This window comes from Arthrobacter sp. E70 (assembly GCF_058266945.1).
Genome location: NZ_JBYQFR010000006.1, coordinates 175,979 through 190,463 on the forward strand (window position 1 = coordinate 175,979; position 14,485 = coordinate 190,463).

The 14,485-nt window shown below is 68.0% G+C and carries 13 protein-coding genes; 3 read left to right on the forward strand and 10 right to left on the reverse strand.

Annotated elements, in window-relative coordinates:
• Window positions 1–138: 138 nt before the first annotated feature.
• On the forward strand, window positions 139–1,050 hold the full coding sequence (locus tag AC3IMC_RS09710) for a LysR family transcriptional regulator (RefSeq protein WP_490918305.1): 912 nt from the start codon (window positions 139–141) through the stop codon (window positions 1,048–1,050).
• A gap of 57 nt (window positions 1,051–1,107) precedes the next feature.
• Here the strand turns inward: AC3IMC_RS09710 and AC3IMC_RS09715 are convergent, their stop codons facing one another.
• From AC3IMC_RS09715 to AC3IMC_RS09735, 5 genes are all read right to left on the reverse strand, one after another.
• Complete coding sequence (locus tag AC3IMC_RS09715) at window positions 1,108–1,740, reverse strand: hypothetical protein (protein ID WP_490918306.1); 633 nt, start codon at window positions 1,738–1,740, stop codon at window positions 1,108–1,110.
• 192 nt (window positions 1,741–1,932) lie between these two features.
• Window positions 1,933–3,441 carry an Asp-tRNA(Asn)/Glu-tRNA(Gln) amidotransferase subunit GatB gene (gene gatB, locus AC3IMC_RS09720; RefSeq protein WP_490918307.1) on the reverse strand — a complete coding sequence of 503 codons (1,509 nt, stop codon included), beginning with the start codon at window positions 3,439–3,441 and terminating at the stop codon, window positions 1,933–1,935.
• Entirely contained in the window at window positions 3,441–5,024 is a 1,584-nt protein-coding gene (gene gatA / locus AC3IMC_RS09725; RefSeq protein ID WP_490918308.1) for an Asp-tRNA(Asn)/Glu-tRNA(Gln) amidotransferase subunit GatA, read from the reverse strand. Before gatA ends, gatB begins: the two co-directional genes overlap by 1 nt.
• A gap of 2 nt (window positions 5,025–5,026) precedes the next feature.
• On the reverse strand, window positions 5,027–5,323 hold the full coding sequence (gene gatC, locus AC3IMC_RS09730; RefSeq protein WP_490918309.1) for an Asp-tRNA(Asn)/Glu-tRNA(Gln) amidotransferase subunit GatC: 297 nt from the start codon (window positions 5,321–5,323) through the stop codon (window positions 5,027–5,029).
• A 147-nt stretch (window positions 5,324–5,470) separates the two neighbouring features.
• The gene (locus tag AC3IMC_RS09735) at window positions 5,471–6,940 is read right to left on the reverse strand and encodes a CitMHS family transporter (RefSeq protein ID WP_490918310.1); all 1,470 of its coding nucleotides are present in this window, start codon (window positions 6,938–6,940) and stop codon (window positions 5,471–5,473) included.
• A 231-nt stretch (window positions 6,941–7,171) separates the two neighbouring features.
• Between AC3IMC_RS09735 and AC3IMC_RS09740 the strand changes: the two genes are divergently transcribed.
• Complete coding sequence (locus tag AC3IMC_RS09740; protein ID WP_490918311.1) at window positions 7,172–8,944, forward strand: sensor histidine kinase; 1,773 nt, start codon at window positions 7,172–7,174, stop codon at window positions 8,942–8,944.
• On the forward strand, window positions 8,937–9,599 hold the full coding sequence (locus AC3IMC_RS09745) for a response regulator (RefSeq protein ID WP_490918312.1): 663 nt from the start codon (window positions 8,937–8,939) through the stop codon (window positions 9,597–9,599). The genes AC3IMC_RS09740 and AC3IMC_RS09745 overlap by 8 nt, the downstream gene beginning before the upstream one ends.
• A gap of 11 nt (window positions 9,600–9,610) precedes the next feature.
• On the opposite strand, the gene AC3IMC_RS09750 is transcribed toward AC3IMC_RS09745, so the two are convergent.
• The 5 genes from AC3IMC_RS09750 to AC3IMC_RS09770 form a co-directional block, all read right to left on the reverse strand.
• Window positions 9,611–9,991 carry a RidA family protein gene (locus tag AC3IMC_RS09750; RefSeq protein WP_490918313.1) on the reverse strand — a complete coding sequence of 127 codons (381 nt, stop codon included), beginning with the start codon at window positions 9,989–9,991 and terminating at the stop codon, window positions 9,611–9,613.
• Window positions 9,992–10,038: 47 nt separating this feature from the next.
• Window positions 10,039–10,542: a GNAT family N-acetyltransferase gene (locus AC3IMC_RS09755; RefSeq protein WP_490918314.1), complete on the reverse strand. Its 504-nt coding sequence runs from the start codon at window positions 10,540–10,542 to the stop codon at window positions 10,039–10,041.
• A 101-nt stretch (window positions 10,543–10,643) separates the two neighbouring features.
• The gene (locus AC3IMC_RS09760) at window positions 10,644–11,453 is read right to left on the reverse strand and encodes an inositol monophosphatase family protein (RefSeq protein WP_490918315.1); all 810 of its coding nucleotides are present in this window, start codon (window positions 11,451–11,453) and stop codon (window positions 10,644–10,646) included.
• Entirely contained in the window at window positions 11,450–13,759 is a 2,310-nt protein-coding gene (gene ligA / locus AC3IMC_RS09765) for an NAD-dependent DNA ligase LigA (protein WP_490918316.1), read from the reverse strand. The genes AC3IMC_RS09760 and ligA overlap by 4 nt, the downstream gene beginning before the upstream one ends.
• 81 nt (window positions 13,760–13,840) lie before the next feature.
• Window positions 13,841–14,443: a hypothetical protein gene (locus tag AC3IMC_RS09770; protein WP_490918317.1), complete on the reverse strand. Its 603-nt coding sequence runs from the start codon at window positions 14,441–14,443 to the stop codon at window positions 13,841–13,843.
• Window positions 14,444–14,485: the final 42 nt, after the last annotated feature.

The window sequence follows — 14,485 nt, forward strand, 5'->3', positions numbered from 1 at the left end:
TTCCTTAGTTGTTGTGCTGCGCTTTTCCCTGCTTCGGCAGGGGTACTGTCCTCCTCATTAGAGCCCCCTAAATTCATTAGCACAACAGGAATTTTCTCAATCAACGATGTAGGCAGAACTTACGCATAGACTTGCGTCATGGAGATTCACCAGCTCGAGATCCTGCGGGAACTGGGTGCACTCGGCAGCGTGAAGGCCGTGGCCGATACCCTCATGGTCACGCCATCGGCGGTCTCGCAGCAACTGGCCCACCTGCAGCGCACCGTCGAGGTGCCGCTGACGCGCAAGGAGGGCCGGAATCTGGTCCTCACGGAGGCCGGCCAGGTGCTTGCCGACGCCGGCGCCGCCGTCGTCAGTGCCATGGCCGAGGCCCGCAGCGCGTTGGGCACCTATCACGGCTCGCAGGCGGGGAGGGTGACGGTCAGTGGCTTCCACAGCGCGGGGCAGGCCCTGTTCGCGCCGCTGGCGCGGATGCTGGACCGGCCCGGGCACCCGCGGATCGAACTGTCCGACGAGGATGTTGCCCAGCAGGACTTCCCCGCCCTGACGGCCCGGTATGACCTGGTACTGGCCCACCGCATGGACCACAGCCCGCGCTGGCCCGCCGAACGCGTGGCCGTGATCCCCCTGGCGCACGAACCGCTGGACGTGGCCCTGCCCGCGGCGCACCCGCTGGCCGGGAAGGACGCTGTGACGGCGGACGACGTCGGCGGCGAGGCATGGGTGACCAGCCACCCCGGCTACTCCCCCGCCGATGTCCTGGCCGCCATTGCGGCAGTGTCCAGCCGGGAGCCGAACATCGTCCACCGGATCAACGACTACTCCACAGTGGCAGCCCTCGTGGCAACGGGCGGCGTGGTGGGCCTGCTGCCCCGGTACACCGCGGGACCGGTCCTCAACCGGGACATCGTTTTGCGGCCCTTGGAAGGCATCAGCACCCGCCGCCGGATCGACCTGCTGGCCAGGCCTGAGAACCTGAAGCGGAGGTCCGTCGTCATGGTCTGTGAGTCACTGGAGGACATCATGGCGGGGCTGGTGCAGCAGGGCTGACCCAACTGACTAGCACCAAGTCTCGTTTTGGACGTTCACAACGACACTTGCGGCAACCTACATGTTGTGGCCCTTGCCGTGTCCATGGCCACGGCCCAGCCCAAGGCCCGGGCCGTCACCGGCGCCCTTGACGATCCTTTTGGCCGTGGCCGTATCGCCGTCCTTGACGCCGGCAATGCGCACGGTGTCGCCGGCGGCGATATCCGTGATGGTTCCTTCCGTGGGCTTAAGCCGCCTGCCGTCGTCGCCCGCTGCTCCTGAACCGCCCGTATCCCCTGTCCCTTCGGCAGCCGGGGCGGGAATGCTGATGATCCTGGTGTCGCCGTTGACGGTGTACGTCCTGGAATATCCGTCTTCGCTCTTGACGGTGATGGCCGTGTCGGTGACAGCTTCCACGGTGCCGCGCTGTTCCACCACGGTTTGAAAGCTTCCGTCGGGGTTCTTCACCACGCCTTCGCCATGCAGGGGCTGCGGCCGCTGGGCTTTACGGTCCTGCTTGTCAGGCTTGTTGTGTCCGGGAGCGTTGCCTGAATTACCCGGCGCCGATGGTGATGACTGTGAGGGTGATGGGCTCGGTGTGGGCCCGCCTGTGGCGGACCAGGCCAGCGCAGCACCGGTCCCGGTCAGCGCCAGGGCTACCGCACCGGCAAGTGCCGCCCTGCGCATCGTCATTGGTTCCCGGACCGCCATGGCTGTTCCTTCCGCACGCTGCCGGGGCACCGGCGCCCCGTGGGCTCCAGTGTAAGTCTGCCGGGCGTCAGCGGCCACGCGTACTTTGGGGCGCCGCGGCCTGCGTACCCGTGGTTAACGCGAATCCGGGCCGAAGCGAACGCCGTTGGAAAACCCAACAGCGCTGGCTGCGGCCCGGACCGGGAGGAAACGCTAGACGGTGACGCCGAGCTTCTCCAGGATCAGTTCACGTACGCGGCCGGCGTCGGCCTGGCCGCGGGTGGCCTTCATGACCCCGCCCACGATCGCGCCGATGGCCTGCACCTTGCCGCCGCGGATCTTGTCCGCGACGTCCGGCTGGGCCGCGAGTGCGGCGTCGATGGCTTCGAGCAGGGGCCCGTCGTCGGACACGACGGCGAGGCCGCGCTTTTCGACGATCTCCTCCGGTGTGCCTTCACCGGCGAGCACGCCGTCCAGCACTTGGGACGCCATCTTGTTGTTGATCTTGCCGGCTTCCACCATGCCGGCCAGTTCCACGATGGTGGCCGGCTGCACGCCGAGCTGGCCGGGGTCAACGTCCGCGGCCTTGGCGCGGCCCACGATCTCGCCCATCCACCACTTGCGGGCCACCGAAGCGGAGGCGCCGGCAGCGATGGTTTCCTCGATCTCGTCCAGGACGCCGGCGTTCACTACGTCGCGGAACTCGAGGTCGGAGTAGCCCCAGTCAGCCTTCAGCCGCTTGCGCCGCTCCGCCGGCGGCTCGGGCAGCGTGGCGCGCAGCTCCTCGACCCATTCGCGGGAGGCGACCACGGGGACGAGGTCCGGTTCCGGGAAGTAGCGGTAGTCGTCGGCGTCGGACTTGGCACGGCCGGAAGTGGTGGTGCGGGTGTCCTCGTGCCAGTGGCGGGTTTCCTGGACCACGGGCTCGCCGGCGTCCAGGACGGCGGCGTGGCGCTGGATCTCATAGCGGACGGCATGTTCGACGGCGCGCAGCGAGTTCACGTTCTTGGTCTCGGAGCGGATGCCGAAGCGTTCGCGGCCGTGCGGGCGGAGCGAGACGTTGGCGTCGCAGCGGACGTTGCCGCGTTCCATCCTGGCATCGGAAACACCGAGGTTCTTCACGATCTCGCGGACGGCAGCCACGTACGCCTTGGCCAGTTCCGGGGCTCGGGAACCGGCGCCCTCGATGGGCTTGGTCACGATCTCCACCAGCGGCACGCCGGCGCGGTTGTAGTCCACCAGCGAGAAGTCGGCGCCCTGGATCCGGCCGGTGGCACCGCCCATGTGGGTCAGCTTGCCGGCGTCCTCCTCCATGTGCGCGCGCTCGATCTCCACGCGGAACACGGTGCCGTCCTCGAGTTCCACGTCCAGGTAGCCGTCATAGGCAATGGGTTCGTCGTACTGGGAGGTCTGGAAGTTCTTGGGGGTGTCCGGGTAGAAGTACTGCTTCCGGGCGAAGCGGCAGGACTCCGCGATCTTGCAGTTCAGCGCAAGGCCGATCTTGATGGAGGACTCGATGGCGGTTTTGTTCACCACCGGCAGGACACCCGGCATGCCGAGGTCCACCTCGTTGACGTTCGTGTTGGGCTCGTCGCCGAACACGTTGGGCGCGGAGGAGAACATCTTGGTCTTGGTGTTGAGCTCCACGTGGACCTCGAACCCGAGGACGGGATCGTACTTCTCCATGGCCTCTTCGAAGCTCAGGACGTGGTCAGTGCTCATTATTTTGCCTCCTGGGTTTCGAGGGGCGCTGAAGCGGCAAGTTCGGGGGCCTGGGCAAGCAGCGGCCCGCCCCACTTGGCCTCAAGCAGCGATTCAAGGACGGCGCCCACGCGGTACAGGCGGGCGTCCTCGCGGGCCGGCGCGAGCAGCTGGATGCCGACGGGAAGCCCGTCCTCGTCCGCCAGGCCGCCGGGCAGCGACAGGCCGGGTACGCCGGCTAGGTTCGCGGGAATGGTGGCGACGTCGTTGAGGTACATCGCCAGGGGGTCGTCCAGCTTCTCGCCAAGCCGGAAAGCCGTGGTGGGGGCGGTCGGCGAGATCAGCACGTCGGCCACCGTGAACGCGGCGTCGAAGTCGCGCTGGACCAGGGTGCGCACCTTCTGTGCCGAGCCGTAGTAGGCGTCGTAATAGCCTGCGGACAACGCGTAGGTGCCCAGGATGATGCGGCGCTTGACCTCGTCACCGAAGCCGGCGGCGCGGGTGGCACCCATGACGCGTTCAATGGTCATGGGCCCTTCCTCGGGCAGGACGCGCAGGCCGTACCGGACGCCATCGAACTTGGCGAGGTTGGAGGACGCCTCGGACGGCATGATCAGGTAGTAGGCGCCCAGGGCGTACTGGAAGTTGGGGCAGGAAACCTCGACGATTTCGGCGCCGGCTTCCTTGAGCAGCTCCAGGGATTCGTTGAAGCGGTTTTCCACCCCGGCCTGGTAGCCCTCGCCGTGCAGTTCCTTGATGATGCCGATCCGCAGGCCTTCGACATTGCCGGTCCTGGCGGCGGCCACGAGGTCGGCCAGGGGTTCGGGCAGGGAGGTGGAATCGCGGGGATCATGCCCGCCGATGACCTGGTGCAGCAGTGCGGAGTCCAGCACCGTCCGGGTGACCGGGCCGATCTGGTCCAGCGAGGACGCCATGGCGATCGCGCCGTAGCGGGAGATGCTGCCGTAGGTGGGCTTGACGCCCACGGTGCCCGTGACGGCGCCGGGCTGGCGGATGGATCCGCCGGTGTCCGTGCCCAGGGCCAGGGGTGCCTCGAACGCGGCAACAGCAGCAGCCGAGCCGCCGCCGGAGCCGCCGGGGATCCGGTCCAGGTCCCACGGGTTGCGGGTGGGGCCGTAGGCGGAGTGCTCGGTGGAGGAGCCCATGGCGAACTCATCCAGGTTGGTCTTGCCGAGGATGGGCATCTTCGCGGCGCGCAGGCGCTCCACGACGGTTGCGTCGTAGGGGCTGTGCCAGCCCTCGAGGATCTTCGAACCGGCCGTGGTGGGCTGGCCGATGGTGACGATGAGGTCCTTGACGGCGATGGGGACGCCGGCCAGGACGTGCAGGGCTTCGGCCTCGGCACCGCCGGCGGCGCGGATGGCGTCCACCTCGGCGGCGACGGCGAGTGCTTCGTCGGCGTTGACGTGCAGGAACGCGTTGACGCCGCGTTCGCCGCCGTCCACCTGGGCGATCCGGTCCAGGTAGGCCTGGGTGGCCTGGACGGAGGTGACCTCGCCGGCCGCGAGCTTTTCAGCCAGCTGCGCGGCGGACAGGCGGATCAGGGCGTCGGCGCTGAGGCCGGTGGGGTTCTGTTCAGTCATGGTTATGCCTCATCCAGGATGGCCGGGACCTTGAAACGGTTCTCTTCGGAATCCGGGGCGCCGGAGAGTGCCTGTTCCGCCGTGAACGTGTGCCCCACCACGTCCTCGCGGAAGACATTGCTGAGCGGAATGGGGTGGGAGGTGGCCGGGACGTCATCCCCGGCGGCCTCGCTGACGGACTTGACCGAATCGACGATGACGGCGAGTTCGCCGGCCATCCTGTCCAGCTCTTCGGCACTCATCTCAATGTGGGCGAGCCGCGCCAGATGCGCCACGTCGTCCCGGTTGATCGCAGCCATGGATCTCCCCTGCAAAGTTCGAATTGTTTTCCGATCCAGTCTAGTGGGGAAACGCAGATGCCCGTCTGACGGCCCCCAGCGGGCGTCAGACGGGCACCTTCGATGCCTGGTCCTGCCGCTGGGACAGGGAGCGCAGGCAGCTACAGACTAACCGATACCGATGGCTCCGGTCAGCATGCCGACGCCCAGCATTACGAGGGAAATGACGGCGGTGCGCCAAAGCACCTTCTTGTGGTGGTCACCGAGGTCCACCTTGGCCAGCGAGACGAGCAGCAGGATGGCCGGAACCAGCGGGCTCTGCAGGTGGAACGGCTGGCCGGTGATGGAGGCACGGGCCATGTCCGCGGCGCCGACACCGTAGTGGGCGGCGGTCTCGCTCAGGACCGGCAGGACGCCGAAGTAGAAGGCGTCATTGCTCATGAAGAACGTCATGGGGATGCTCAGGACCCCGGTGATGACGGCCATGAACGGGCCCATGGAGGACGGGATGATCTGGACCAGCCATGCGGACATGGCTTCGACCATGCCGGTGCCCTTCAGCACGCCGGTGAGGACGGCGGCGGCCATGACCATGCTGACCACGGCCACGATGGACGGTGCGTGTGCCAGCAACTGCGTGCCCTGGTCCTTGACCTTCGGGAAGTTGGCCAGCAGGGCGACGGCGGCCCCCACCATGAACACGAACGGCAGCGGGACGACGTTGGCCACGAGCACCACCATCACGGCGACGGTCAGGGCCAGGTTGAACCAGAACAACTTGGGCCGCAGGGTGCTGCGGTTGGGGTCCAGCGCAGTGTCCGCCATGGCCGAGTCGTGTTCGTCCACCAAGGCTTCCGTGCGTTCCAGGACTGCCACCGAACCACCAGCGGGGGCTGCTCCGCCGGGATTGACGCCGTTGCGACCGCGGGCGGTTCCGGCACCGGAGCCGACATTTCCTCCTGCCGGGGTGCCGCCGTCGAACTCCTCTGCAGTGTCAGGCACCCCCCAGATCTCCGGTGCGGTGGCACGCAGGCGGTTGCGCTCCTGCAGGCCCAGCAGCCAGGCGAAGGCGAACACGACCACGAGGCCGGCCACCAGGGACGGGATCATGGGGACGAAGACGTCGTTGACGTCGATCTTCAGGGCGGTGGCGGCGCGGGCCGTGGGACCGCCCCAGGGCAGGATGTTCATGGTGCCGTTGGCCAGGCCGGCCACGCAGGTGAGGACCACGGGGCTCATCTTCAGGCGCAGGTAGACCGGAAGCATGGCGGCGGTGGTGAGGATGAACGTTGTGGATCCGTCACCGTCCAGTGACACGGCGGCCGCCAGGATGGCGGTGCCCAGGACAACCTTGGCGGGGTCGTTGCCCAGCTTCCGGAGGATGAACTTGACCAGAGGGTCGAACAGTCCGACGTCGATCATCAGGCCGAAGTAGATGATGGCGAACATCAGCAGGGCCGCTGTGGACGTCATGGACTTCATGGAGTCCATCACCATGTCGCCGATGCCGAGGCCGGCCCCGGCGAAAAGGCCAAAAACAGTGGGGACGATGATCAACGCCAGCACTGGCGTCAACTTCTTCGTCATGATCAGCACCATGAATACCGCGATCATGGCGAATCCAAGTATTACCAGCACAGCCGGCTCCTTCTTGTGAACGGCACCACAGCGTTGTGATGCGTGCTACAGACTGTAGGGTGGCGTCCGTCACGGCAGCGCCTTTGGCTCAATTGATTGGCATACTGCTTATTGGGAGCATTTTGCTCATTGTGCTCACCGGGTTTTTCGCGCTTTTCGTGCCATAACGGCACCCTTGGAGCGCACGACAAGTGCACACCAGCCCGTCCCACACCCCGTCGAGGAGGATGAATGCAGCGATCCGTGTCCCGGCAGCCGCTGCGGTTCTCCACCCAGACGCTCCTGCTGCAGCTGGCCGTGGTGCTGCTGGTGGTGTTGCTCAGCGCCGCCGTGCACGCCTGGCTCACCTACGACCGGGTGGGAAGTGACGCGGAAAACCAGGCGCTGACGCTGGCCCGGACCGTCGCCTCGGACCCTGAGGTGCGCGCCGACGTCCTTGCCATCAGCGCACAGCCCGGCACTCCCCCGGCGTCCGAGCTGCTGGCCGGCCCGCTCCAGGCCTCCGCCGAGGCAGCGCGGACCAGGACCGGAGCGTTGTTCGTGGTGATCACCGATGAAACCGGGATCCGGCTGGCACACCCGGATCCCCAGCGGCTCGGCGAGAAGGTCAGCACGGACCCGTCGGAGGCGCTCTCCGGGCAGGAAGTCACCACCCGGAACACCGGAACGCTGGGCCCCTCGGCCGGGGCAAAGGTTCCGGTGTACGCACCCGGCACCACGACGGTGGTGGGCGAGGTCAGCGTGGGCTATTCGATGGAGACGGTGGGCCAGAGCGTGGCCCGTGACATCGGCCCGGTGGCGTTGACGGCCGCCGGCGCCCTGCTGGCCGGGGTGTTGGGGTCCTTCCTTTTGCGCCGCCGCCTCCAGCGCCTCACCCTGGGGCTGGAGCCGGAGGAGATCAGCACGCTGGTGCATGACCAGGTGGCGGTGCTGCAGGGCGTGGACGACGGCGTGATCGGCGTCAGTGCCGACGGCAGGATCAGCGTCTTCAATGCAGCGGCGCAGCGGCTGCTGGGCCTTCCCGACCTCTCCGGCAGGCCGTGGGACGAAGCTCCCCTACCGGAGCAGCTGAAGGTTCTGACCCGGCCCGGCTCCGCGCGTCCAGGCTCCGCGGGTCCAGGTGCAGGCATGCCTCCCGGTGCCGATGCCCTGGAGCTCGTTGCCGGCGGGCGGGTGCTGGTGGTGAATGCCCGCAAGGCGGTGCACCGACGCGAGGACCTGGGCTGGGTGATCATGCTCCGGGACCGCACGGAACTGCAGGAGCTCACCCGCCAGCTGGACGCGGTGGGGACCATGTCCACCGCGCTGCGCGCCCAGCGGCACGAGTTCGCCAACCAGCTGCACACCCTCGCCGGGTTCCTGGGCATCGGCCAGCACCAGGAGGCACGGGACTACCTGGCCCGGCTCGCGGCCACGGGACCGCTGAAGTTCCCGGTGGACCAGGCCGAGCTGTTGCAGGACCCGTACCTGCAGGCCTTCGTTGGCGCCAAGGGTGTTGAGGCGGACGAGCGCGGCGTGGCCCTTCGGATCGGGCCGGAAACGCTCGTCCGCGGGTACGTCACCGAAGCCCAGGACGTGACCACGGTGCTGGGCAACCTGATCGACAACGCCGTCAACGCCGCAGTCGCGGGGTCGGCGACCGACCGCTGGGTTGAGCTTGAGGTGCTGGATGAGCCGGGCGACGACGGCGGTACGCTGCACGTGGTGGTGGCAGACTCGGGTGACGGCCTGGCCGAGGGGACCGATCCGGAGGGCGTGTTTGCCGAAGGGTTCACCACCGCATCCGGCGCGCTTTCCGGATACAACCGCGCCGGGGGCGGGCAAGGGTTCGGACTGGCCCTGGCCCGCCAGCTGGCCCGCCGCCGCGGCGGCGACGTCAAGGTGCTGGAGCGCGGGACCAGGGGCGGGCCGGGAGCGGTGTTCATGGCCACCCTGCCGCACACAACGGCGGGAAACCCCGCCGCCAAGATCTTGGGGGAAGCCGGAAAGGATGGGAATGGCTGAGGATTTTCGGGTCCTGATCGTTGATGACGACTTCCACGTGGCCAAGCTGCACGCCGCCTATGTCGACTCGGTGGCAGGGTTCCTCGCCCTGTCCCCCGTCGGCTCGGCGTCCCTGGCACTGCAGGCCATCCACAGCCTGCGCCCGGACCTGGCGCTGCTGGACGTCTACCTGCCGGATGCGTCCGGCCTGGACCTCCTGCAGCAACTGGACGTGGACACGATCATCCTCAGCGCGGCCTCAGACGCCGCGTCCGTCCGGGTGGCTTTCCGCCGCGGCGCCCTGGGCTACCTGCTGAAGCCCTTCACCGCTGAGTCGCTGTCGCAGCAGCTGCGCTCCTACACCCGGTACCGGCGCCTCCTGGGCCAGCCGGGTGCGCTGGACCAGGAGGCGGTGGAACGGGCGAAACGTTCGCTGATCCCCGGCGATGTCACGCCGTCGTCAAAACCCCGCTCTGCAACCGAAGCGGCGGTGCTGGAGTCCCTGGCCCCTGGCGAGCAGTACTCAGCCGCCGAGGTGGCCGCGCGCGTGGGCGTCTCGCGGGCCACCGCGCAGCGCTACCTGTCCTCGCTGGCGGACGACGGCGCCGTGGACATCCAGCTGCGCTACGGAACCACGGGCAGGCCGGAGCACCGATACGGCCTGCCGGCAAGGTAACGCAGGGAAAACTACGCGCTCTTCTGGGCGACGAGCTCGATCTCGACGAGCATCTTGGGATCCAGGAACGGCAGCACGTGCACCAGGGAGAGCGTGGGGCGGATCTCGCCGAACACTTCGCCGTGGGCCTTCCCGGCTTCCTCCCACTTGCTGATGTCCGTCAGGTACAGCTTGGACTGCACCACGTCCCCGTAGCCGAAGCCGGCGTCGGCCAGGACCTTGCCGAGCTTCTGCAGGATGTACTGCGTCTGGGTGTAGAAGTCATCACCGACGATGCCCTCGTCACCGCTGGCGGCGGTGGCTGAGATGTAGAGGGTGTTGTCCACCTGGACGGCGCGGGAGTAGCCAAGGGTCTGTTCCCAGACGGAGCCGGTGCCGAAGGTTTTGCGCATGGGTGGGCCTTTCAAAACTGGAATGGGTCGCCACCACTGTAGGGCTGCTACAGGTCGCGCCGGTAAACCAACAGTTTTGTGTCGGTTCCGGGTACGAACCAGTCACGGTGCGGCACCCGCTGGAAGCCCGTCTTGCGGTACAGGCCATGGGCGCTTTCCCACGTTTCGCCCGTGGTCAGGGCCACCCCACGGATACCGGGCAGGGTCCTGGCATGGTTGAGGATGGCGTCCACCATCGCCAGGCCTGCGCCGCTGCGCTGAACCGCGGGGTCCACCACCAGCATGCGGAATTCGAGCTCGTCCTGCTGCGCGATGTCCGCGTACGGCTGGCCTGCAACGGCCAGCGTTACCGAGCCGATGACGGTGCTCCGGCGTTCGGCTACCCAGATGGTGGCCTGTGCCGCGCGAGCGGCCACGTCCATGATTTTCATCATGTAGGGGTGTGCGGCGTCGTCGAAGTAGCCGGCGGAGAGGTAGGAGTCCCGGGTGATGCGGGCAATGGCTGGGAAGTCGGCCTCGACGGCGGGACGGATGGTGATCTGCGGCTGCACCCATCAATGGTAGTGGCGGTTTACGCCCCTACTGCGGCAAACCGTGCTTTCCGTGACCGAACTATCAGAACCGCCATGGCCCGGGCTTCCGTTGCGACCGGTCAGAGCGGGAACTTGCCGGACAGTTCCAGGCTGGCGGCACACGTCCAGGCGTCCAGGCGCTCGTCGTCGGTGGGCCCGCCGGCGAGGGGACTGGTCAGCCGTGGCCGCCGGACCCAGCAGCCGGCTTCCTCGGCAATCAGCGCACCGGCGGAGAAGTCGTGCTCGTTAAGCCCCCGCTCGCCGTAGGCGTCATGGGTGCCGTCAGCCACCATGCACAGGTCAAGGGCCGCCGAACCGAGCCGCCGGACGTCGGCGAAACCGTCCATCAGCCCGGCGAGGGCTGAGGCCTGCTCGGCCCTGACGGCGGGATCGTAGCTGAACCCGGTGGCCAGGATCTGGCCCGTTCGGCCGGAGTCGGGGCCTTCCAGTCGCGTCACGGTGCCACCTTCCTCCAGCCAGGCGCCCTGTCCGCGGGAAGCGTAGTACACCCGACGCAGCGCCGGAGCATTGACGACGCCGGCCAGCCAGACGCCGTCGGCATCCGCGACGGCCACCGAAGTGGCGTAGTAGACGATGTTCCGGATGAAGTTGGTGGTGCCGTCCAAAGGGTCAATGGACCAGCGGTAGCCGGTGGGATCCGCCGGACGGGTGGTTCCGTGCTCCTCGCCGGTGATGCTGTCCGCCGGACGCGACGCCATGATGACCTCACGCACGGCGTTTTCCGCGGCCAGGTCGAAGGCCGTGACCCAGTCCCCCGCAGCCCCCTTGTTGCTGGCGTCCAGGCCCTCCGCTGTCCGGCCCGCAAGCACTTTGGCGCCCGCGGCCGCTGCCTGCTTTGCCACTTCCAGAAGTTCGGCAGGGGTGCTCATGCCGTTTCCTCAACTGCGGCCGGGATGGCGGCCTCCTCGCTGCCGTCGTCATCCGCGTCCGCATCTGCCCCTTGGGCTGCTGCGGACCCCAAGGCGGCGGGTCCGCCGTCGAGCAGCTGCCGGAAGCCGTCCTCATCCAGCACGGGGACGCCCAGCTGCTCCGCCTTGTCCAGCTTGCTGCCGGCGCTTTCCCCCGCCACGACGTAGCTGGTGTTCTTCGACACGGAGCCGGCAGCCTTGCCTCCCCGGAGCAGGATGGCTTCCTTGGCCTCGTCCCGGCTGAAGTTGGGCAGCGAGCCGGTGACCACCACGGTAAGCCCCTCAAGGGTGCGCGGCATGGACTCGTCCTGTTCGTCCTCCATGCGGACTCCTGCGGCGGCCCAGCGGTCGATGATCTCCACGTGCCAGTCTTCCGCGAACCATTCCTTGAGCGCGGCGGCGATGGTGGGCCCCACGCCGTCAACGTGGGCCAGTTCCTCCTCCGACGCTGCCCGGATGCGGTCCATGCTGCCGAACGCCTGGGCCAGGGCACGCGATGCCCTGGGCCCTACGTGCCGGATGGAAAGGGCCACCAGCACACGCCAGAGCGGCTGGGTTTTGGCCTTTTCCAGTTCCTTGAACAGTTTCTGCGTCGTTGCGGTGGGCTTGGACGGCGACTTGGCGGTGCCCTTGCTGTAGAAGTAGGGCACCAGTTCGTACTCGCCGGTGGGAACGCCCTTGGACTTTTTCTCCCGCCGGATGCGGACGCCGGCCAGGTCCTCCGGGGTGAGGTCGAAGAGCCCGGCTTCGGAGGTCAGCGGCGGCACCTCGGGTTCAGCCGGCTGGGTGAGGGCGATGGCCGCCTCCCAGCCCAGGGCCTCAATGTCGAACGCGCCGCGGCCGGCCACATGGAACACCCGCTCCCGGAGCTGGGACGGGCAGGACCTGGAATTGGGGCAGCGGACATCCACGTCCCCTTCCTTGGCCGGGGCAAGCGGCGTGCCGCAGGACGGACATTCGGTGGGCATCACGAAGTCCCGCACCGGCGGGTCCTGCTGGTCGCGGAGGGCAAGGACCGGGCCCACGATTTCGGGGATGACGTCCCCCGCCTTCCGCAGGATGACGATGTCGCCGATCTTGACGCCTTTGGCCTTCACTACGTCCTGGTTGTGCAGGGTGGCCATCTCCACGGTGGAACCGGCCACCTTGACCGGCTCCATCACGCCGAAGGGAGTCACCCGCCCGGTGCGGCCTACATTGACCTGGATGTCCAGCAGCTTGGTGTGGACCTCCTCCGGCGGATACTTGTAGGCCACGGCCCAGCGGGGGACGCGGGTGGTGTAGCCCAGGGCACGCTGGGTGGCGAAATCGTCCACCTTGATGACGATGCCGTCGATCTCGTGGAGCAGCTTGTGGCGCTGGTCGCCGAACCGCTTGATGAAGCCGAGGATTTCCTCCCGGCCCTGCAGCACCTCGAAGTAGGGGCTGACCGGCAGGCCCCATTCCTTGAGGAGTTCATACGTTTCGGACTGGCTGCGGGACTGGAGTCCTTCGCGGGCGCCGATGCCGTGGACGAACATTTTCAATGGCCGTTTGGCCGTCTCGGCCGGGTCCTTTTGCCGCAGCGAACCGGCGGCCGCGTTCCGGGGATTGGCCAGCGGCGCCTTGCCGGCTTCGATCAGTGCCTCGTTGAACTCCGCGAACGCCTTGGACGGGATGAACACTTCGCCCCGCACTTCCATCTCGGCGGGGAAACCGGTGCCGCGCAGGTCCCTTGGGATCTCCTGGATGGTCAGCAGGTTGTGGGTGATGTCCTCGCCCGTGGTTCCGTCGCCGCGGGTGGCGGCGCGCACCAGCTTTCCCTCGCGGTAAAGCAGGTTGACGGCCAGGCCGTCGATTTTCAGCTCGGTCAGCCATGCGGCCCTGGCGGCCCCGTCGCCCAGCTTCTCGACGCTGGCCTCGGCCCTGTTGAGCCAGGCTTCAAGCTCCTCGAGCGAGAAAACATCCTCCAGGCTGTACATCCGCTGCAGGTGCTCCACGGGCGCGAACGCGGCGGAGACCTCGCCGCCCACTTCCTGGGTTGGGGAATCGTTCGCCACCAGCTCGGGGTGCAGCGCCTCGATCTCTTCGAGGCGGCGGAAGAGGGTGTCGAACTCGGCATCGGACACCAGGGGCTCATCCTCCTGGTAATACGCGAAGCGGTACTTCCGCACGAGGTCCGCAAGGTTTTCGTATTCCTCACGGACGGACTCGGCCGGGACGGTTTCCGGTTCGTCCGGCGTTGCAGTACGGGTGTCGGTCTTTGCGGGGCCTGGTCCTGTGCTCACAGACCTATCTTGCCCTACGCCCCCGACAATCAGCTGGCAGGGCCAGCCTGCACCCTGCCACCTGCGCGCGGTGCGGGCTTGTCAGTGCGCCCGTAGCCTGTTCCTGCCCCACCAGGCAAAGGCACCTGCGGAAAGGCTGAGCAGCAGGATGCCGGCGGGAACGGCCAGGCTGGGGGCATCGCTGCCTGATGCGCCGGAGCGCTCCAGGCGGCCGGCCTGGCTGGGAGACCTGCTGACCGGCTTGTTCCAGTTGGATTCCGACGACGGTGCGGCCGGCGTGGACGGCTGTTCCGTTGCGGACGTGGCGGGCACGGTCGGGGTGGCGTCGGCTGCCGGCTCACTGGGCGCAGCGGGGTCCGGCTGGGCCGGGGCGGGCTGCGCCGTCCGCGGTTTGCTGGTGGTTGACGGCGCCGGGGTGCCGGGATCCGCGGGCTGTTCCGGCGGCTGGACCGGGGAGCCTTGCCCGGGCGGATCGGTGAACTTTGGCTTGTCCGGCCGGGCGTCTGCCGTCCTGTCCGGAGCCGTGTCCGTGGTGGGGGTCGGCGCGGCTGAGGTGGCGGCGGGGGCAGGGTCCGGCGACTCGGCCACCGCGGGCGCACCCGACGGCAGCCCCATGGCGAGCGCGAGGACCGCGGCGGACAGGGCTGCGGGGACAGCCGGGATTGCTGGGGAGGAGGGGGGCATTGTTACCTTTCGACGCCCACGGATCCCCCCGTCCGCGGCCTT